General features: G+C 64.2%; 19 protein-coding genes. 10 read left to right on the plus strand and 9 right to left on the minus strand.

The genetic code is table 11. The annotated features are described in order from the left end of the window. Positions 1-29: 29 nt before the first annotated feature. Together ACSFA3_RS00110 and ACSFA3_RS00115 are read right to left on the minus strand one after the other, a co-directional pair. Positions 30-626, minus strand: coding sequence for a chromate transporter (locus tag ACSFA3_RS00110; RefSeq protein ID WP_435503383.1), 597 nt, complete (start codon positions 624-626; stop codon positions 30-32). Next, the gene (locus ACSFA3_RS00115; RefSeq protein WP_435503384.1) at positions 623-1,246 is read right to left on the minus strand and encodes a chromate transporter; all 624 of its coding nucleotides are present in this window, start codon (positions 1,244-1,246) and stop codon (positions 623-625) included. The genes ACSFA3_RS00110 and ACSFA3_RS00115 overlap by 4 nt, the downstream gene beginning before the upstream one ends. A gap of 84 nt (positions 1,247-1,330) precedes the next feature. Here ACSFA3_RS00115 and ACSFA3_RS00120 point away from each other — a divergent pair, with 84 nt between their 5' ends. The 3 genes from ACSFA3_RS00120 to ACSFA3_RS00130 all read left to right on the plus strand — a co-directional run bounded on the left by ACSFA3_RS00120 (position 1,331) and on the right by ACSFA3_RS00130 (position 4,289). Next, positions 1,331-2,254, plus strand: a complete 924-nt coding sequence (locus tag ACSFA3_RS00120) for a YihY/virulence factor BrkB family protein (protein ID WP_435503385.1) — start codon at positions 1,331-1,333, stop codon at positions 2,252-2,254. A 6-nt stretch (positions 2,255-2,260) separates the two neighbouring features. Then, positions 2,261-3,439 carry a patatin-like phospholipase family protein gene (locus ACSFA3_RS00125; RefSeq protein WP_435503386.1) on the plus strand — a complete coding sequence of 393 codons (1,179 nt, stop codon included), beginning with the start codon at positions 2,261-2,263 and terminating at the stop codon, positions 3,437-3,439. 67 nt (positions 3,440-3,506) lie between these two features. After that, the gene (locus ACSFA3_RS00130) at positions 3,507-4,289 is read left to right on the plus strand and encodes a 3-hydroxybutyrate dehydrogenase (protein ID WP_435503387.1); all 783 of its coding nucleotides are present in this window, start codon (positions 3,507-3,509) and stop codon (positions 4,287-4,289) included. Between the two features lie 12 nt (positions 4,290-4,301). On the opposite strand, the gene ACSFA3_RS00135 is transcribed toward ACSFA3_RS00130, so the two are convergent. Then, positions 4,302-5,372 carry an Ldh family oxidoreductase gene (locus tag ACSFA3_RS00135; protein WP_435503388.1) on the minus strand — a complete coding sequence of 357 codons (1,071 nt, stop codon included), beginning with the start codon at positions 5,370-5,372 and terminating at the stop codon, positions 4,302-4,304. A 157-nt stretch (positions 5,373-5,529) separates the two neighbouring features. Between ACSFA3_RS00135 and ACSFA3_RS00140 the strand changes: the two genes are divergently transcribed. Then, positions 5,530-7,932 (plus strand): YgiQ family radical SAM protein, encoded by a 2,403-nt coding sequence (locus tag ACSFA3_RS00140; RefSeq protein ID WP_435503389.1) that lies wholly within the window; start codon positions 5,530-5,532, stop codon positions 7,930-7,932. 4 nt (positions 7,933-7,936) lie between these two features. Here ACSFA3_RS00140 and ACSFA3_RS00145 read toward each other — a convergent pair whose 3' ends face one another. The 3 genes from ACSFA3_RS00145 to ACSFA3_RS00155 form a co-directional block, all read right to left on the minus strand. After that, positions 7,937-8,188 (minus strand): hypothetical protein, encoded by a 252-nt coding sequence (locus ACSFA3_RS00145; RefSeq protein WP_435503390.1) that lies wholly within the window; start codon positions 8,186-8,188, stop codon positions 7,937-7,939. An 80-nt stretch (positions 8,189-8,268) separates the two neighbouring features. Further along, positions 8,269-9,051, minus strand: a complete 783-nt coding sequence (locus ACSFA3_RS00150; protein WP_435503391.1) for an SDR family oxidoreductase — start codon at positions 9,049-9,051, stop codon at positions 8,269-8,271. Positions 9,052-9,097: 46 nt separating this feature from the next. Continuing rightward, positions 9,098-10,972 carry a PhoX family protein gene (locus ACSFA3_RS00155; protein ID WP_435503392.1) on the minus strand — a complete coding sequence of 625 codons (1,875 nt, stop codon included), beginning with the start codon at positions 10,970-10,972 and terminating at the stop codon, positions 9,098-9,100. 95 nt (positions 10,973-11,067) lie between these two features. Here ACSFA3_RS00155 and ACSFA3_RS00160 point away from each other — a divergent pair, with 95 nt between their 5' ends. The 4 genes from ACSFA3_RS00160 (at position 11,068) to ACSFA3_RS00175 (ending at position 14,218) form a co-directional block, all read left to right on the plus strand. Beyond that, entirely contained in the window at positions 11,068-11,226 is a 159-nt protein-coding gene (locus ACSFA3_RS00160) for a DUF2256 domain-containing protein (RefSeq protein WP_435504909.1), read from the plus strand. Between the two features lie 154 nt (positions 11,227-11,380). After that, entirely contained in the window at positions 11,381-11,689 is a 309-nt protein-coding gene (locus tag ACSFA3_RS00165; RefSeq protein WP_435503393.1) for a DUF485 domain-containing protein, read from the plus strand. Positions 11,690-11,709: 20 nt separating this feature from the next. Next, entirely contained in the window at positions 11,710-13,404 is a 1,695-nt protein-coding gene (locus ACSFA3_RS00170) for a cation acetate symporter (RefSeq protein WP_435504910.1), read from the plus strand. Positions 13,405-13,483: 79 nt separating this feature from the next. Then, on the plus strand, positions 13,484-14,218 hold the full coding sequence (locus ACSFA3_RS00175; protein WP_435503394.1) for a CHASE3 domain-containing protein: 735 nt from the start codon (positions 13,484-13,486) through the stop codon (positions 14,216-14,218). A 2-nt stretch (positions 14,219-14,220) separates the two neighbouring features. On the opposite strand, the gene ACSFA3_RS00180 is transcribed toward ACSFA3_RS00175, so the two are convergent. Both ACSFA3_RS00180 and ACSFA3_RS00185 read right to left on the minus strand, forming a co-directional pair. Continuing rightward, positions 14,221-15,204, minus strand: a complete 984-nt coding sequence (locus ACSFA3_RS00180; protein WP_435503395.1) for a tripartite tricarboxylate transporter substrate binding protein — start codon at positions 15,202-15,204, stop codon at positions 14,221-14,223. Positions 15,205-15,260: 56 nt separating this feature from the next. Beyond that, the gene (locus ACSFA3_RS00185) at positions 15,261-16,064 is read right to left on the minus strand and encodes a class II aldolase/adducin family protein (RefSeq protein WP_435503396.1); all 804 of its coding nucleotides are present in this window, start codon (positions 16,062-16,064) and stop codon (positions 15,261-15,263) included. 98 nt (positions 16,065-16,162) lie between these two features. On the opposite strand from ACSFA3_RS00185, the gene ACSFA3_RS00190 reads away from it, so the two are divergent. Both ACSFA3_RS00190 and ACSFA3_RS00195 read left to right on the plus strand, forming a co-directional pair. Further along, a complete protein-coding gene (locus tag ACSFA3_RS00190; protein ID WP_435503397.1) occupies positions 16,163-17,065 on the plus strand; it encodes a LysR family transcriptional regulator in 903 nt (300 codons plus the stop codon). 107 nt (positions 17,066-17,172) lie between these two features. Continuing rightward, positions 17,173-18,423: an EAL and HDOD domain-containing protein gene (locus tag ACSFA3_RS00195; protein ID WP_435503398.1), complete on the plus strand. Its 1,251-nt coding sequence runs from the start codon at positions 17,173-17,175 to the stop codon at positions 18,421-18,423. A 32-nt stretch (positions 18,424-18,455) separates the two neighbouring features. On the opposite strand, the gene ACSFA3_RS00200 is transcribed toward ACSFA3_RS00195, so the two are convergent. Further along, positions 18,456-19,685, minus strand: coding sequence for a methyltransferase (locus ACSFA3_RS00200; RefSeq protein ID WP_435503399.1), 1,230 nt, complete (start codon positions 19,683-19,685; stop codon positions 18,456-18,458). Positions 19,686-19,868: the final 183 nt, after the last annotated feature.

Here is a 19,868-nt window from a genome sequence, read left to right on the forward strand (position 1 = left end):
GGGATTCCTTGATGAAGATGAATCGGGGATCAGACGAAGCCTGCGGCGCCGAGCGCGGCACCGACGCCGAGCAGCCACAGCAGATGGATGCGGGTGCGCCAGACGATCAGCGCGCTGGCGGCCGTCAACAGATACAGATGCCAAGCCGGCGCATCGGCGGTCGTGTTGCCGATCGCCAGCACCCAGCCGGTCGCGACCAGCAGGCCGACGACCACCGGTGCCATGCCCTGCTTGAACGCGCGGACACCGCGGCGCGCCCGGTTGCGATGTGCCCAGCGGGTGGCGAAATACGTAAGCGTCGTGCTCGGCAGCAGGATGCCCAGCATCGTCAGCATCAGCCCGAAGCCGCCCAGCAGCCACGCCTGCGGGCCTCCGCCGATACCGCCGCCGGCATTCAGCCCGACGTTCCAGCCCATCAGGCCGACGAACAGCACATTCGGGCCCGGCGCCGCCTGTGCGATGGCGATGGACGACGTGAACTGCGGATCGGTGAGCCAGTGGTTCTGGTCGACGAGGTAGCGGTGCATGTCGGGCACGGTGGTGATGGCGCCGCTGACCGACAGCAGCGAAAGCATCATGAATTGCGCAAGGAGCGCCAGCCAGTCGTGCCATTGCATGACGATCATGGCGCGATCTTTCGCCAGGTCAGTGCGCAGGCCGCGCCGCCGACGACCAGAAGCACCCAGCCGAGCGGCATGCGCCCGAAAGCGATCGCCGCGAAGACCGCAGCCGTGAACACCATCGCGAGCCCGAAGCCCAGCGGATGCTTTCGCAATTGCGGGATCAGCTTGATGCCGGTCGCCGCGATCAATCCGCCGGCCACTGCGCCCATGCCGCGCAACGCGCCAGCGACCTGCGGGTTGCCGGCGAACTGGGCGTAGAGCACCGCCAGCGCGAGGATCACGAAGAGCGGAACGGCCAGCAGGCCGGCGAAGGCCGCTGCGGCACCGCGAAAGCCGAAATACCGGTCGCCGATCATAACGGCGAGGTTGATGACGTTCGGCCCGGGCAGGACCTGAGCGACGGCCCAGTCTTCGAGGAACTCGTCGGGCGTGAGCCAGCGTTTTTTCTCGACCATCTCGCGCTGGACGATGGCCAGAACGCCGCCGAAGCCTTGAAGCGCCAGCAGCGTGAAGGAAAAGAACAGATCGCGTGGAGAGGAAGGGCCGGGACGGGTCGACGCAGGCGGGGAGGAGGGTATCGGCGTCGCGACCTCGGCCGCGGCGTTGGGGGAGGCCGGTTGCATGGCGATCGATTATGGTTGCGTTTCCGATGCGCTGCCGGGCGCTGAACCGACAACGATGCGGCCGCGCGCTGCCAGACTATTCAGATGCAATTACGTCCGATCCTCAAGCTCTTCGGCGACGCCTTTTCTTCATGGAAGAACGATTACGCGCCCAGCATGGGCGCGGCGCTCGCCTACTACACGGTGTTTTCGGTGGCACCGCTGCTGCTGATCGTGATTTCGGTCGCGGGGCTGGTATTCGGCCGCGACGCCGCTCGGGGCGAGATATTCGCCCAGCTTGCCGGACTGATGGGTGCGCAGGGCGCCATGGCCGTGCAGGGGATGCTGGAGGCGCTGAACAAGCCGACCGAAGGCATCGTCGCGACGGTCGTCGGCATCGTGCTGGTGCTGATCGGCGCCACGACCGTGTTCGGCGAACTCCAGGACGCCATGGACCGCATCTGGCGCGCGCCGGCCCGCGACACCAGCAGCGGAATCTGGAGCCTGGTCCGCGTGCGTCTGCTCTCGTTCAGCATGGTGATGGGCATCGGATTCCTGCTGATGGTTTCGCTGGTCGCGAGTGCCGCCCTGGCCGCCGTGGGCAAGTGGTGGTCGCCGATGTTCGGCGGCTGGGCGACGCTGGCGCAGGCCGTGAATTTCGTCTTCAGCTTCGCGATGGTGACCGTGATCTTCGCGATGATCTACAAGCTGATGCCCAGGGTCACGGTGCAGTGGCGCGACGTGTGGATCGGCGCCGGCGTAACTGCGCTGCTGTTCACCGTCGGCAAGCATCTGATCGGGCTGTACATCGGCAAGAGCAGCGTGGCGTCGGGGTACGGAGCGGCCGGGTCGCTGGTGGTGCTGCTGGTGTGGGTCTATTACTCCGCGCAGATCTTCCTGCTCGGCGCCGAGTTCACTTGGGTGTACGCGCACCGATTCGGTTCGTTCCGGAACGCGGGTAAATTGGCGCCGGTACAGACCGCCGGCCATGCGCCGCCGACCCGCGACGAAGCGCCCCGAACCAACTGATCTCACATGTCTAAAAGAAAAGCGCCGGTGCGGATGGACATCACGGATGCCCCGCGCGCCCTGGTCCTGCAGGGCGGCGGCGCGCTCGGTGCCTACCAGGCAGGGGTCTATGCCGGCGCGTCCGAGAAGCGTCAGCCCGACTGGGTGGCCGGCGTGTCGATCGGTGCGATCAATGCCGCGCTGATTGCAGGCAATGCGCCCGAGAAACGCGTCGAACGACTCAAGGAGTTCTGGCATCTGGTTTCTTCCGGCCCGGCCCAACAGCTTCCGTCGTGGGCTGGAAAGCGCGAGCTGCTGAACCAGTGGAGTGCGGGCGCCGCGGCGCTGTTCGGCATACCGGGCTTCTTCGAACCGCGACAGAATCCGGCTCTGCTTCTCGGCGGCGCTGCGCCGGTGTTGAGCTATTACGACACCGCGCCGTTGCGTTCGACGCTCGAGCGCCTGGTCGATTTCGACCGCATCAACCGATGCGACATGCGCCTGAGCGTCGGCGCGGTGAATGTGCGCACCGGCAATTCGGTCTACTTCGACAACACCGTCGACACGATCGGTCCGGAGCACATCATGGCCAGCGGCGCGTTGCCGCCGGGTTTCGCGCCGGTACACATCGACGGCGAAGACTACTGGGATGGCGGCATCGTCTCCAACACGCCGCTACAGTACGTGCTCGACGTGCATCCGCGCGATCAGGCGCTGCTGGTGCTGCAGGTCGATCTGTTCAGCGCACACGGCAAGATGCCGCAGACGATCTCCGAAACGCTCGAGCGGCAGAAGGACATCACCTATTCGAGCCGCACCCGGATGAATACCGATGCGCTGGCGTCGAACCTCAATCTGCAACAGGCGATCGCCGACCTGATCGAGAAACTGCCGCAGCGGCTGCAGGACGACGCGAGCGTGGCTGCGGTGCGCGCGCAGCTGACGCACGAGCCGATCGAGATCGTCCATCTCATCTACCGCAACAAATCCTACGAACTCGATTCCAAGGACTACGAGTTTTCGCGCGCCGCGGTCGAGGAGCACTGGGACACCGGTTTGCGAGACATCCGCAATACGCTGGACCATCCCGAACTGCTCCTTGAAGCTTCGAAAGTCAACGGCGTCACGACCTTCGATCTGACCGAGCCGAATGCGCGCCGCGTGCGGCATCCTATGAATATCGCGACGAAGTCAGGTTCACGCTGACTTCGTGCGCTTCAATTGTTCGAACGAGAACAATCTTCCGAATTTTCACAGTCAAAGGAAACACGTCATGCAACTCAAGGACAAGGTCGCTTTCATCACGGGCTCGGCCAGCGGCATCGGCAAGGAGATAGCGCTGCTCTATGCCAGGGAAGGCGCGAAGATCGTGATCGCCGACATGAACAAGGAAGCCGCCGATGCGACGGCTGCCGAATTGAAGGCATCGGGCGCGGAAGCGATGGGCGTCGCGGTAGACGTCACGAGCGAAGAGCAGGTCGATGCGGCGGTCGAAGCGGCGGCCAGCGCTTTCGGCGGGATCGACATCCTGGTGAGCAATGCGGGCATCCAGATTGTTCATCCGGTCGAGGAATTCACGTTCGCCGAGTGGAAGAAGATGCTGGCCATCCATCTCGACGGTGCTTTCCTGACCACCAAGGCCTGCCTCAAGCACATGTACGCGCAGGGCCGTGGCGGCAGCATGATCTACATGGGCTCGGTGCATTCGAAGGAAGCATCCGTCATGAAGGCGCCCTACGTGACGGCCAAGCACGGCCTGATCGGGCTGGCCAAGACCGTCGCCAAGGAAGGCGCGAAGCACAACGTGCGGGCGAACGTGATCTGCCCCGGCTTCGTGCGCACGCCGCTGGTCGACAAGCAGATTCCGGAGCAGGCTAGGAACCTCGGCATCAGCGAGGAAGACGTGATCAAGAAGGTGATGCTCAAGGACAGCGTCGACGGCGAGTTCACGACCACCGACGACGTGGCGCGCGTTGCGCTGCTGTTCGCGGCCTTCCCGACCAATGCGCTGACCGGCCAATCGCTCGTCGTGAGCCACGGCTGGTTCATGCAGTAACAGTGAGCTGATTCAGCCGGGCAGGGCGGCGGGCGGCGCGATGTCCAGCTTCGCCGCCCAGGCTGCGAGGCTCGGCATGATGGTCGGATAGAGCGCAACGCCTTCATCGCGTTGCCTTGTGGCCAGTGCAATGCCCTTTTCGCCGGGCGTTCGGACTGGCGAACCGGCATCGATCGATCTGGACGCATGGCACCGATCGCTCACGTTGCCGGTCTGGCGCGCGAACGCATCGCCGCCCGCGAAAGCGCGCGGATCGATGATCTGCAGATACACGGTGGCACCCCAGCCTTCCGGCGGATCGGCGCGGCCGTGCCCGGCCAGACCACCCGTCAGCGCCTCGACCAGCAGCGTCAGTCCGTAGCCCTTGTGACCCGAATCCTTGCCGCCGAGCGGAAGGATCGTGCCCTTCGGGTCCGCGAACAGTACGGCGGGGTCGTTCGTCGGCACGCCTTGCGCGTCGACCAGCCAGTCGGCTGGCAGCTTCCGGCCTTCCTTGTGCAGGCGACCCGTCATGCCGTTGGTCGTCGTCGATGTCGATACGTCGAGCAGCAACGGGACGCCCGTGGTGGGAAAGCCGGCCGAGATCGGGTTCGGCGTGAAAACGGCGTCCAGACCGCCGTGCGGCGCGACGCTGGCGCCGTTCGGGTCGGAGCAGGTCAAGACCATCATCAGGCCCTGGTCTGTGGCGCGCTTCAGGTAGGCGGCGAGGCAGGCGATGTGGTGACTGCGGCGGATGACCACGGTGCAGGTGCCTTGGGTTGCCGCGCGTTCGGTCGCGAGCGCCATCGCCTCCAGCACTAGCCACGGACCGGGCAGGCGCCGTCCGTCCCAGGTGACTGCGGCGGGGAAATCGGCGATCACGGCCGGATTGCCGGCCTTCTCCATGCGTCCAGCGGCCAACTCGTCCAGATACTGCGCTAGCAGCCCCAGGCCGTGCGTGTCGTGCCCCATGAGGTCGCCCTCGACCAGGATTTCGGAAACGGCGGTGGCTTTTTCTGCATCGAGGCCGGCTTTGGATAGAAGGGCGGTGGAGAACTCGATCAGGGCCGGGTACGAGTAGCGAATGTTGCGAAGCGTTGTCATTTGTTCACTTTATCGGTGGAAACGCGCGTTGTAACTTCGGGGAGACCATGCATCGAGGCACCTTTCTGCACCACGGGGCGACAAAAAGTGTCCGAAACCTTAAAATCGCGGGTTGCTCCAAGCGGGCACCACAGCCCCAGCAAGCTCCACATACCTGATGAACGCCCCAGTCGACGTCTCCTTTTTCGCGCGTGCCGCCAAGCCGCTGACCAGTTACCGCAAGTACTGGGCAGCGCGTTTCGGCACGGCCAAGTTCCTGCCGACATCGCGCGAGGAAATGACGGCGCTCGGCTGGGACAGCTGCGACGTCATCGTGGTCACCGGCGATGCGTACGTCGACCATCCGAGCTTCGGCATGTCGGTGATCGGCCGCATGCTGGAAGCGCAGGGCTTTCGCGTCGGCATCATCGCGCAGCCCGACTGGCAGAGTGCCGAGCCGTTCAAGGCGCTGGGCAAGCCGAACCTGTTCTTCGGCGTGACGTCGGGCAACATGGATTCGATGATCAACCGGTACACCGCCGACCGGAAGATTCGCAGCGACGACGCCTACACGCCCGGCGACATCGGCGGCAAGCGCCCCGACCGCGCAGCCATCGTCTATTCGCAGCGCTGCAGGGAAGCCTGGAACGACGTGCCGATCATCCTCGGCGGCATCGAAGGCTCGCTGCGCCGCATCGCGCACTACGACTACTGGTCGGACAAGGTTCGCCGGTCTGTCGTGGTGGACTCGAAGTGCGACCTGCTGCTTTACGGGAACGCCGAGCGCGCGATCGTCGAGATCGCGCATCGTCTGGCCGCGAAAGAGCCGGTGCAGGACATCACGGACGTTCGCGGCACGGCTTTCGTGCGCCGCATCACGCCGGAAGCGTGGTTCGAGATCGATTCGACCAGCGTCGACGAGCCGGGCCGCGTCGAGGCGCATGTCAATCCTTATCTGATGGTGTCGGATCAGGCGAAGGCCAACGGTGCGACCTGTGCGAAGGAAGACGAGGCACAGGTCGTGGCGGCGACCGCCGAGGCAGCCGGCGCCCAGGCGCTGGCATCGGTGCGCGCACGCACGGCCGGCGCGAACCCGGCTGTCAAGCCGATCGTTTTCGTCGCCAACCCGTCCGTCAAGCTCAAGGTCCCGCCGCGCGACCGTTCCGTCATCCGCCTGCCGTCCTACGAACAGGTCCGCGCCGACCCGATCCTCTATGCCCACGCCAACCGTGTGCTGCATCTCGAGACCAACCCCGGCAACGCCCGCTCGCTGGTCCAGGCGCACGGCGAAGGTGCGACCGCGCGCGATGTCTGGATCAATCCGCCGCCGATCCCGCTGACCACCGCCGAGATGGACCACGTGTTCGACCTCTCGTACGCGCGCAGCCCGCATCCGCGCTATGCCGACGAAAAGGGCGGCCACGACGGCGCGACCAAGATCCCGGCCTGGGAAATGATCCGCTTCAGCGTGAACATCATGCGCGGCTGCTTCGGTGGCTGTACTTTCTGCTCGATCACCGAGCACGAGGGCCGCATCATCCAGAGCCGCTCCGAAGAATCGATCATCAAGGAAGTCGAGGCGATCCGAGACTCGGTGACAGGCTTCACCGGCACCATCTCCGACCTCGGCGGCCCGACGGCCAATATGTACCGGCTCGGCTGCAAGAGCCCCGAAATCGAGGCCGCCTGCCGCAAGCCCAGCTGCGTCTACCCCGGCATTTGCTCGAACCTCGGCACCAACCACGATCCGCTGATCAAGATCTACCGTCGCGCGCGATCGCTGCGCGGGATCAAGAAGATCCTGATCGGCAGCGGCCTGCGCTACGACCTGGCCGTGCAGAGCCCGGAATACGTGAAGGAACTGGTGCAGCACCACGTCGGCGGCTACCTGAAGATCGCGCCCGAGCACACCGAGCAGGGCCCGCTTACCAAGATGATGAAGCCCGGCATCGGCAGCTACGACAAGTTCAAGCAGATGTTCGAGAAGTTCTCGGCCGAGGCCGGCAAGAAGCAATACCTGATTCCGTACTTCATCGCCGCGCATCCGGGCACCAGCGACGAGGACATGATGAACCTCGCGATCTGGCTGAAGAAGAATGGCTTCCGCGCCGACCAGGTGCAGACCTTCTACCCGTCGCCCATGGCTACCGCGACGACGATGTACCACACCAACCGCAACCCGCTGCGCAAGATCACGCGCACCAGCGAGACGGTCGACATCGTGCGCGGCGACAAGCGCCGCCGCCTGCACAAGGCCTTCCTGCGCTATCACGATGCGAACAACTGGCCGCTGCTGCGCGAGGCGCTCAAGTCGATGGGCCGCGCCGACCTGATCGGCAACGGCAAGCATCATTTGATCCCGACCTGGCAGCCGCTGACCGATGGCAGCTACACCAGCGCGCGGAAGAAGAATTCGAGTGCTTCGGCTGTGGTCGAGCGCGTGAAGGCGTCGCCGGTGAATTCGCCCGTCAAGGGCCGCCTGCTGACGCAGCACACCGGCCTGCCGCCGCGAGACAACGGGTCGGGGAAGAGTGCGGGTGGCAACCCGGGCCCGCGCAAGCCGATCCGCAAAGGAAACTGATTTTTCAGGCGTTCAGGCTGGAGACCTGCAGCGACAGATCGAACAGTTTCGCCTTGCCGGCGTAGTAACGGTCAATGCGCCATTCTTTCAGGATGTCGATCGCGATATCGAAGGTTTCCAGTTCCAGCTTGTAGAGATCGGCGATCTGGAAATGGGTCTCCGACTCCAGCGACAGCACCAGCTGCGCCAGTGTTCTGGCGGACTCGCTGGCTGGATTGGCAACGATGAATTTCCGGGCAGATTTGATAGCGTTCATGGGTAAATCCTTTCACTTACTGCCGGATTGTCGCAACCTTCATATGACAGATTTATGACGCTCGGGGCCGGCTGGAGGTTTTAGACCAGACCGCCGTTCGCGCGCAGCGTCTGCCCATTGACCCAGTTCGCGTTTCCGCCGACGAGCATCGCAACGACGCCCGCAATGTCGTCGGGCTCGCCGAGACGTTCGAGCGGCGGCATCTTCGAGAATCGTTCGATCTGTTCCGTTGTCTTGCCGTCGAGGAACAGCGTTGTGGCGGTCGGTCCGGGTGCGACCGCGTTGACGGTGATGTTCCGGCCGCGCAGTTCCTTGGCGAAGATGTTCGTCATGACCTCGATAGCGCCTTTCGTGGCCGCGTAGATCGAATAGCCGGGCAGGGCGAGCCCGATCACGCTGGTCGAAAAATTGACGATGTGACCGCCGGACTGCATGCGGGTGGCGGCCTCGCGCATGGTGTTGAAGCTGCCCTTCACATTGACGGCGAACAGGCGGTCGAAGGTCGCATCGTCGGTGTCGGCCAGCATCGGCAACGCCGCGGCCATAACGCCGGCGTTATTCACCAGCACGTCGACGCGACCGTACGCGGCAACGGCTTCGTCGAAAAGGCGGCGTGCGGCCTCGGGATCGGCCACGTCGGCCTGCACCGCAATGGCCGCGCCGCCGCTGGCCGCGATGCGATCGACGACCGCTGCCGCATCCGTCGCGCTGCCGGCATAGTTGACGACGACGGCGCAACCTTCTCGCGCGAGTCGCTCGGCGATGGTGGCGCCGATGCCGCGCGAGGCGCCCGTGACGATGGCGACTTTGCGGCTCCCAGTCTGGGTGGCGATGTCTGTATTGGCGGTGTTGGCGCTATTCATGCGGTGACCTCGGCGTAGTTGAAAAGAACGGGGAAGCGGAAGAAAGTCAGGTGCCGACGATGCCGCCATCGCGACGCCGTACGGCAACGGTCGCCGACCGGGGCCGCTTGCTGGCCGGCAATTGACCGTCCGGCCAGGCGCTGTTGAGCGTGCCGGTGCTTTTCTCGCCGCGTTCGCCGGGATGCTGGATGTTGACGAAGAGCGTGCGCCGGTCCGGCGTCACGACGCAGCCGGTCACTTCGCAGCCAGGCGGGCCGACCATGAAGCGCCGGATGCGTCCGCTTGCCGTGTCGGCGCACAGCAGCTGATTGTTGCCCTGCACGGTTTCCGCGCTGGAACCGGACATCGGGCCGCCCATGTCGGTCTGTATCCAGAGCAGCCCGCCGCTGTCGAAATGCAGGCCGTCGGGCATGCCGAAGCCGTCGCCGTCCGGACGTGGATAGCGCGCGCCGACGTCTGCGATGTCCGGGTCGCCGGCCTGTACGAAGTGATCCCAGTCGAAACCGAGGCTACCGGCGTCGCCGCCGTCTTCGCGCCAGCGCAGGATGCCGCCGAACAGGTTGGGGCCGCGCGGGTTGGCCGCGTCGATCGCGGGTTTGCCCGGCGTGCCGCGCTGGGGGTTCTGCGTCAGCGTGACGTAGACCTCGCCTGTCTGCGGATGGACGGCAATCCATTCCGGGCGGTCCATCTTCGTGGCGCCGACGGTATCGGCGGCCAGTCGCGCGTGAACCAGCACGTCGGCCTGGTCAGCAAAGCCGCTGCCGGCATCGACGCCGCCGCTTCCGTGGACAAGCTCGATCCAGCGGCCGCGACCCCCGGCGTCGTAGCGCGCCGCGTAGAGCGTGCCTTCGTCGAGCAGCGTGCGGTTGGCCGCGCGCGCGGCGGCGTCGTTGCCGGGCCGCACCTTGTTGCGGCTGACGAATTTGTAGATGTACTCGAACGCCGTGTCGTCACCCATGTACACGGCGACGCGGCCGTCGCGGGTCGGCGTGCAGGTCGCGCTTTCCTGGCGCTTGCGGCCCAGCGCGGTGCGCTTGACGGGTGTCGAGGTCGGATCGAAGGGGTCGATCTCCACCACCCAGCCGAAGCGGTTGGACTCGTTCGGATGCTTCGAGACGTCGAAGCGCTCGTCGTACTGCCAGTATTCGACCCATTGCTTGCCGGCAACCGTGCCGTAGCGTCGCTGTTTGGCATTGGCCAAGGCTGCTGCGTCTTTCGGTCCGCCGAAGTAGCCATGGAAGTTTTCCTCGCAGGTGAGGTAAGTGCCCCAGGGCGTGACGCCCATCGCGCAGTTCGCGAAGGTGCCGAAGACGCGTGTGCCCTCGGGATCGGCAACCGTGCGCATCAGCGGCGTTCCGGCTGCCGGACCCGAAATCCGGATCGGCGTGCGGCCGTGGATGCGCCGCGCGTAGGGCGAGGGCAGTACCTGCGTCCACTGGCCGTCGCCGCCACGAACGATCTCGATCACCGAGACGCCCATCGCGTGCAGCGACTTGCGCACTTTCTCCGCGGTCCACTCGGTCACGCCATCGGTGTGCAGCAGCCGCTCGTCGGTGTATTCGTGATTCAGCACCAGCAGGCCGCGGTCGCCGCGCTGGTCGAGCGCGAAGAAATGCATGCCGTCGTGGTGCATGCCGGCCTGCGCGGCCTGGTCGGCGGCGCTGTTGCCGGCGTCGGCGAGAAAAGCCGGCATCGCGCCGGCAATGCCGGTCGGGGCGCCCCACGGATACAGCACCTGCGACGTGTATTCGGCCGGCAGCGTAATGGTGTCGCGGACGTTGGCCGGGACATGTCCGAAGCGCAGGACGCCGGCGGTTTCGCGCGATGCGCCGGCGCCGGACGGCTGGGCGCAACCTTGCGCGAGGAGGGCGACGATGGCTGCGGCGCTGGATTGCAGGAAGTGACGGCGTTCAATGGGCATGGTGTCCGATGATGCCGCAGCCCGGGAAACCTGAAAGCCGGATACTCCGGCGGGTCGAGAACCGATCGTCGAAATCTGGAGCATTTGAAATGCGTATGCGCAAGAAGGCGGACCTGCCCGAGAAGATTTGCGCCAGCTGCGGACTGCCGTTTGCCTGGCGAAAGAAATGGGAGAAGAACTGGGACGAGGTCAAGTATTGTTCCGAGCGCTGTCGCGGAGCGCGAAATAGCAAGGAATTGCCCACCATTAAATAGCTTACGGCAAGCTGAATTGACTAGGTTATTTTTCGATTCCGATGGGTGTCATGGAAAACCACTAGAAATGCGGTCGCCGGGTGCAAGCTTGGTGAAAGCAAGTCTGGCGACCATGAATCCATATTCAATTAGACAGAGACAAAGGAAACTACCCATGCAAGATGCCCTCGCGGCGCGCATCGCAAGCGATCCGCGCTATATCGAACTCAAATCGAAACGCACGCGTTTCGGATGGTGGCTCACCCTGTCGATGATGGTCGTCTATTACGGCTTCATCCTGCTGGTGGCTTTCAACAAGCCTTTCCTGACCACGCGTCTGGGTTCGGGTGTCACGACGATCGGCATGCCTCTGGGGCTGGCCGTCATTGTCTTCACCATCGTCATTACCGGGATTTACGTCCGCCGGGCAAATCGCGAATACGACGCGCTGACCGAGCAGATCGCAAAGGGAGTTTCCAAGTGAGAAAAGAAGCAGCCGGCTGGCTGGGCGTCATTGCGCTCCTTTTATTCGCACCGGTCGTTTATGCGGCGGGCGGCGATCTGGGTCAATTGCAGAAACAACCGACCAATTGGACGGCGATCGGCATGTTTGCCGTATTCGTCGTCGGTACGTTGTTCATTACCAAATGGGCGGCTGCAAAAACAAAGAGCGCCTCCGATTTCTATACGGCTGGCGGCGGCATCACCGGCTTCCAGAACGGCCTGGCGATTGCAGGCGACTTCATGTCGGCGGCGTCCTTCCTGGGTATCTCGGCCGCGGTGATGGTCGGTGGCTTCGACGGACTGATCTATTCGATCGGCTTCCTGGTTGGCTGGCCAGTCGTGACTTTCCTGCTGGCCGAACGGCTGCGCAACCTTGGCAAGTTCACCTTCGCGGACGTGGCTGCATTCCGCTTCAAGCAGGCACCGGTCCGCATCTTCGCGGCGTCCGGCACGCTGGTCGTCGTGGCGTTCTACCTGATCGCGCAGATGGTCGGCGCCGGCCAGCTGATCAAGCTGCTGTTCGGTCTCGAGTACTGGATCGCGGTGGTCATCGTCGGTGCGCTGATGATGGTCTACGTGCTTTTCGGCGGCATGACGGCGACGACCTGGGTGCAGATCATCAAGGCCTGCCTGCTGCTGGCCGGTGCGAGTTTCATGGCGTTCATGGTGCTGCTGCACTTCGGATTCAGCCCGGAAGCGATGTTCGCCAAGGCCGTGGAGATCAAGACGGCGATCTCGGCCAAGGCGGGCAAGCCGGCCGACGTGGCTGCCGCAGAAGGCTTCTCGATCATGGGCCCCGGCGGTTTCATCAAGGATCCGATCTCTGCGATCAGCTTCGGCATGGCGCTGATGTTCGGCACCGCCGGATTGCCGCACATCCTGATGCGCTTCTTCACCGTGCCGAATGCCAAGGAAGCACGCAAGTCGGTGCTCTGGGCGACGACGTGGATCGGCTACTTCTACATCCTGACCTTCATCATCGGTTTCGGCGCGATCACCTTCGTGCTGACGAATCCCGAGTTCCTCGATGCCAAGGGCGGCCTGCTCGGCGGCGGCAACATGGCGGCCGTGCATCTGGCCAAGGCGGTCGGCGGCAACGTGTTCCTGGGTTTCATCTCGGCGGTTGCATTCGCAACGATCCTTGCGGTGGTTGCAGGCCTGACGCTGTCGGGTGCCTCGGCGGTCTCGCATGACATCTACGCCACGGTCGTCAAGAAGGGCAAGGCGGACAGCGCTTCGGAACTGAAGGTTTCGCGCATCACGACCCTCGCGCTCGGCTTCGTCGCCGTGGTGCTCGGCATCGTGTTCGAGAAGCAGAACATCGCCTTCATGGTGAGCTTGGCCTTCGCGATCGCGGCATCGGCGAACTTCCCGGTGCTGCTGATGTCGGTGCTCTGGAAAGACTGCACCACGCGCGGCGCGGTGATCGGCGGCTTCCTCGGGCTGATCTCCTCGGTTGCGCTGACCATCGTGTCGCCGGCCGTCTGGGAAGCCACGCTGGGTTATCCGAAGGGCTCCGCGTTGTTCCCGTATGCGTCGCCGGCCCTGTTCTCGATGACGATCGGTTTCGTCGGCATCTGGCTGTTCTCGATCCTCGACCGCAGCCCTCGCGCTGCCGAAGATCGCGCCGGCTTCCTGCCGCAGCAGGTGCGCTCGGAAACCGGTATCGGCGCCTCGGGTGCGTCCGGCCACTGATCGTTGGGGCTCTTGCCCTACACACTGAAGCGCAGGGCGGCGCATCCGCGGATTGTTGCGGGGCAGCAATATCGGATGCATGAGCAATCAAGCCGCCGTTCCTGTCGCCGCCCGAGGCACCGGCCATCGGCGCCACTGGTGGATGCGCGCCCGCAGGCTCGGGGCGCCGCCGAAGCGTGTGGTGATGTGGTCGATGATCTCTTCGGGGCCTATCGCGCTGGTCGTCGTTGCCGGAGCGATCCTGACGTACCACGGCCATTCGCTGCTGGTCGAGAGCCGGCAGCGGGTCGATCACACCTATCAGGTCCTGGCCGGGCTCAACAAGCTCTTCATTTCGGTCGAGGATGCGGAAACCGGTCAGCGCGGCTTCATCATCACGGGTGAAGACGCCTATCTCGAGCCATACCTGAGCGCCGTCGGGCAGACCAGCGGCCACATCGCCAATCTGCGTCGCCTGCTCGATTCGTCGCCGATCCAGGCTGCACGCGTGGCGCAACTCGACAGTCTCGTCGAAGCCAAGCTGGCGGAGCTTGGAGATGTGATCGAGATCCGCCGTCGCGAAGGTTTCCAGGGCGCCTCGAACGCGATCACGAAGCGCGAGGGGAAACAGCTGATGGACAAGGTGCGGGCCGAGGTGGCCGGCATCGGCGCTTCTGAAGAAGCTCAGCTGCGCGCCCAGCAGGAAGACGCACGGTTGCGCGAGCGCGAGATCCTGCGGGTCGGCAGCATCGTCGCGGCAGCTTCGGTCTTGGTGCGTCTCGGCTTGGCGTTCTTCCTGGCGCGTCTGCGGGCGAGGGCCGAGCGCCCGCTCTGACCTCAGTCGATCTTTACGTTGCTTCCTTTGACTATCGCCCCCCACTTCGGCACTTCCTTCTGCAGATAGCTTCCGAAATCGGCGGGCTTCATCCATTCGGCGGTGAAACCCTGTGCGGCGAGCTTGTCCTTGATTTCCGGCATCGCGAGGATCTTCTGCATGTCTGCACTGATCCTGTCGACGATCGGTCTGGGCGTTGCAGCGGGCGCCATCATTCCGATGAAGGCGACAGCTTTGAACGCGGGGTAGCCCTGTTCGGCAACCGTCGGAACATCCGGCAACACCGGCGAACGCTTCCTGCCGGTGACTGCCAGCGCCTTCAGCTTGCCCGACGTGACGAAGGGCAGGGCGGAAATCATCGTGTCGAGCATGTAGGTGGTCTGTCCGCCCATGACGTCGGTCAACCCGGGTCCGCTGCCCTTGTACGGCACATGGATCGTCCGGATTCCGGCGGCGCTGTTGAGCATCTCTCCGCCGAGATGTGTCGACGAACCGTTGCCCGATGACGCGAACGACAGCTCCCCGGGCTTCGCGTTCGCGGCCGCGACCAGTTCCTTGAGGTTGTTGGCCGGAAAGTCGGGCCGCGTCACCAGCACCAGCGGCCCGGTCATGATCATCGAGACCGGTGCCAGGTCTTTCAGCAGGTCGTATTTGAGCTGTTCCTTCGGGAACAGGGTCATATTGATGGCGTGCGATGTGGCCGCGATCAGGAAGGTGTAGCCGTCGGCCGGCGACTTGGCGACGAAATCCGCGCCGATGTTGGAGCCGCCGCCCGGCTTGTTCTCGACGATGAAGGATTGTTTCTCCATCTCCCCCAGCTTCTGCGCAAGCAGGCGCGCGACGATGTCGTTCGGACCGCCGGGCGCGTACGGCACGATGATTTTGACCGGTTTCGACGGGTAAGGGTCCTGCGCAAGCGCAGGCGAGAAAGGCAGCGCGAACGCCGCGGCGGCAGCCATTGCAGTGGCAAGTGGTTTGAAAAACATGTCTGTCTCCTTTTTTATTCGGTCGCCGGCAGTGCTGGCGCCAGGTATGCCGGACCTCAGGTCTTGTAAGAAGGGTCCTCCCGGTCGAGCTGGCGCAGCAGTGCCGGCCATTCCATCGGCGCGAAATTGATCTTTCCTTCCGGGCCGTAACGCCTGGCCATCACCGCAGCCAGTTCGGGGCTGGGCATGCTGATTTCGGCCCCGCTCGCAAGCACGTCGACCTGCACCTTGCAGGCGGTTTCGAGCCAGTACATGAGATTCCAGGCGTCCTGGATCGACGGGCCGCAGCCGAGCAGGCCGTGGTTGCGCAGGATGAGGGTGCTGTGCGGCCCGAGGTCGCGCGCGATGCGATCGCGCTCGCCCATGTCGACCGTCGGCTGCTCGTAGTCGTGGAAGCCGACCGCGCCGTAGAAGCGCATGGCCGTCTGCGTGAGCGGCAGCAGCCCGTGCTTCATCGCCGACACGGCCATGCCGGCGCGCGTGTGCGTGTGCATGACGCAGTGAAGGTCGCTGCGGGCGCCGTGTACCGCGCTGTGGATCATGAAGCCGGCCCGGTTCACCGGAAACTCGCCGAACTCGCCTGCGGGCTTGTCGACGACGTTCCCGTCCAGGTCCAGCGTGTAGAAGCAGGAGGCCGTAATCTCCGTGTACAGCAGGCCGAACGGATTGATCAGGAAGTGCTTCGCGTCGCCCGGCACCTTCGCCGTGATGTGGTTGTAGATCAGGTCGCTCATCCCGTATTTCGCGACCAGCCGGTAGCAGGCGGCGAGGTCCGTGCGGACCTTCCATTCGGCGTCGCTGACGCGGTCGCGGACGGAAGCCGCACGGTATGGCGAAGTGGTGAGAACGGTTTCGGTCATTGGATTGCCTAGGGGAATGCGCGAATGGTAGGAACGCAGACCCAAGGCGTCCAATACCGTTCATGTCGTTTGCGATACATCAGCGGTAAGTCGTACCAATGGAACTGCGCCAGCTGCAACAGTTCGTCGCCGTCGCCGAGGCGCTCAACTTCCGTCGGGCTGCCGAGCGTCTGCACATGGCGCAGCCGCCGTTGTCGGTTGCCATCGGCAAGCTCGAAGCGGAGGTCGGTGCGCGACTGTTCGAGCGCCTGCCGCGCGGTGTCGCGCTGACCGCGGCCGGCGCCGCCGCGCTTGTGCTGGCGCGCCGCTGCCTGGTCGACGCAGGTGCGCTGCGCGATGCGGCGCAGGCAGCGGCAGGCGGCGAGCGCGGGTTGCTACGGGTTGGTTTCGTTGGCTCGGCAACGTATGCGCTGATGCCGCGGCTGCTGCCGGCGTTTCGCAAGCGCTACCCGGACGTCGAACTGGTGCTACGCGAATCGACGAACCTCGAACTTCTGGCGTTGGTCGACAGCGGCGAACTCGACATCGGCCTGGTCCGTTATCCGACCGGCTCCGCAAGTGCCTTGCGCTTCGAGGTCGTCGAGCGCGATGTGTTCTGTGCCGTGCTGCCGGCGGACCACCCGCTGGCGATGCACTGCGAACTGACGCTGGCGATGCTGGCGGGCGAGCCCTTCGTCGATTACGCATCGACACGCGTTCCGGGCCTGCACGCAATGGTGATGCTGGCTTTTCAACAGGCTGGCCTGGCGCCACGGGTGTCGCAGGAGGCGACGCAGGTACAGACCGTGATCAGTCTGGTGCAGAGCGGTATGGGCGTGGCGCTGGTCCCGTCCGTCAGCGCGCGGCTGGCGTCCGGCGACGTGGTTTTCAGACCGGTGACGGACCTGCCCGCATCGGCGGAGATTGCATTGGCGATGGCTTCGCGTACCGACGGACACGGCGCGGCGGCACAGCGCTTTCGGGAGCTGGCACTGAAAGTGCCTACAAATGACGATGACTGAAAAAACCTTGCAATGGCAAAGCTCCGGAGTTCCGGTGAATAAGAATCGGTGACAATTCGTAAGAGGCCGATTAATTTCCCGGTTTTCAATCACAAGCACGTTCGACGATGGGTACAGACAACTCGAAACACGATCCGATGGCCAGCGTGCTGCTGGGCAGGCAGCCGATCGTGAACCGCGTCGGCGCGCTTGTCGCCTATGAGCTCCTCTTCAGGGGAGGCCCGATGAACGAAGCCGCGATCGCGGACGACCAGAGCGCGACCGATCAGGTCATAGTCAATGCGATCTCGCAGTTTGGTGTGGCGGGATCGTTGGGACAGCACCGCGGCTTCGTCAACATAGGACGTGCGTCCCTGGGTTCGGACAGCATCCTCTTACTCGAACCCGACCGGTTCACGCTGGAAATCCTCGAGAACGTCGAAATCGACAGCGAGGTCGAAGCCGAGTGCCGCCGCCTGCGCGAGGCCGGATTCCAGATCGCGCTCGACGACGTGATCTCCATCGATCGGATACCTCCGCGCGTGCTCGATCTGGTCGACATCGTGAAGATCGACCTGCGCAGCGTCGTGATGGCAGAGGTGCCCTCGCTGATCCGCAAGGCCCACGAGGCCGGCTGTGCGGTACTGGCCGAAAAGGTCGAGAGCTTCGAGGAGTACCGGCAGATCCTGGATCTGGGTGCCGACCTGTTCCAGGGCTACTTTTTTGCCCGTCCGGAGATTCTTCGCCAGAACCAGATGAGCGCGTCCCAATCGGCGCTGCTCAAGCTGAACAGTGTGCTGGCTGCCGATCCAAAGCTGTCCGATCTGCAACTGGAGGTGAAACGCAATCCGGTGCTGCTGGCGCAGCTGATGAAGTTTGCCGGCTCGGCTTCGGCCGCCGCTTCCGGGCGTGGTGAGCTCACCGTCGGCGACGCCATAGCGCGTGTCGGCACCCGGCAGCTGGCCCGTCTGGCCCAGCTCCTGCTGTTTGCCGGCGATTCCGGGAAGCATCTCGAAGACAACCCATTGCTGCAGCTGGTCAACACGCGTGCGCGCTTCATGGAGCTGATGGCTCATGAAATCGAGCCTGACGACGACGCTTTTGCCGATGCGGCCTTTCAGGCGGGCATCTTCTCGCTGATGCATGTGGTCACCGGTCAGTCGAGCGAGCAGATGCTTGCGCAGGTTGCGCTGAGCCCGCGGATCGAGTCGGCCATCCTGTCGTTCGAAGGGGCGCTCGGCGATCTCCTGCTGATGGCGCGCTACATGGAAGGTTTCGATCCGACCGAATCGAACCATGTGCTGTCGCGTTGCGAGATCGATTGCGATCGTCTGAGCGCGTTGTTTGCGCGTGCGACAGGCGACGCGCTGAGGGATTGACGCCTCCGTCGACCATCGCGCGCCGTGGTCAATCAATCCGGCGTCACGAACATGAAAAGACCGCCGATGGGCTGTCGCTGGTCATGGCGGATCTGCCCCTCGGAGGTCTGCAACACACGGAAGCCATGATCGCTCGCCAGCTTGCGGAGATAGCGTTCTCCATGCGCGTAGCGCAGGCTCGGCAGCAACTGGAACTCCGTCGACAGGTTCGCCGCTAGCTCCACGGAGAAGCAGAAGATGCCTCCGTTCGCCAGCACTTTTCGGACCGCGGCGAAGGCGGGCGACACGTCGCCCAGATAGATGAAGACGTCGGCTGCGGTCACCAGATCGAAGGTCGAACGCTCCAGCGTCATGAATTCGACGATGTCATTCTTGCTGAGGACGTCGTACGCCTTCGTCGCTTCGGCCTCGGCCAGCATGCCCGCGGACAGGTCGACACCAACGAGCTGGCCGGTCAGCGGCTTCATCAACACGCCGCAGAGACCTGTGCCGCAACCCAGGTCGAGGGTACGGCCGAAACGTCGTTGCGGCGCGATCTGCTGCAGCGTTCGAGCCAGCGTGCTGTGCGCGCGGTAGTCCAGCGCTTCGACGACATGGGTAGCGAAGCCCTCGGCATAGTCGTCGAAAAGCGTTTCGACGTACGCAGCGGGCGCCGTCGCCGGCACCGTTCCGCTGCCTACCGCCGCGAGGTAATAGTCGTTCAGCTCATCGTCGGCGCCGTTTTCCCTGGCCTTGCGGAAGGCATCCGCCGCGTCACCGATGCGCCCGACCTCCCGCATCAACGTGCCGATGTTCGTCCATGCAGGCGCGAAGCCGGCGTTCGCGGCAACGGCGCGCTGGTATGAGCGCATGGCTTCGACGTCGCGGTCGAGCCGCTGCAGCACCTGGCCGTGGCGGAACCACGGCTCCGCGAACGTCGCTGAAAGATTGCCTGCGCGCTCGAAACTGCGAAGCGCCTCGTTCCAGCGGCTCAGTTGCGTCATGGCGCTGCCGCGATGGAACCAGGCTTCCACGTTGTCGGGCTCGATCGCGATCACGCGATCGGCAGCCTCCAGCGCTGCGTCCGGACGGGACAGCCCGAGCCGCGCGGCAGCCAGATTGACGAGTGTCGAGATGCGGTCGGGCAGCAATGCCAGGCTGGCGCAGAACTGTCGTTCCGCCTCCGCAAGCCGACCGGCGAGCAGGTCGGCCAGCCCGTCGACGAAAAGTCGTCGGGCCTGCTCGAAATCGGCGGGTTCGGCGGATTCGGCTTTTGCGGGCATCGGAGGATTCTAGGAGCCGGGGGGAAATGGTCTATGCCGCGTTTTAACAATTGTTTCGGGCTACGCCGAAAGCAATAGAGGAAAGCCAGCTCATCGGCCGGAATTTTGTCCGTCTGTTCACTCGCAAAACGCCAATAAGGTGGAAAAATTCGTACCTGACTACATTGTTCAGCTTTGTTAAAT

The sequence above is a fragment of the Variovorax glucosi genome, from assembly GCF_051216695.1.
Taxonomy (GTDB): Bacteria; Pseudomonadota; Gammaproteobacteria; order Burkholderiales; family Burkholderiaceae_C; genus Variovorax.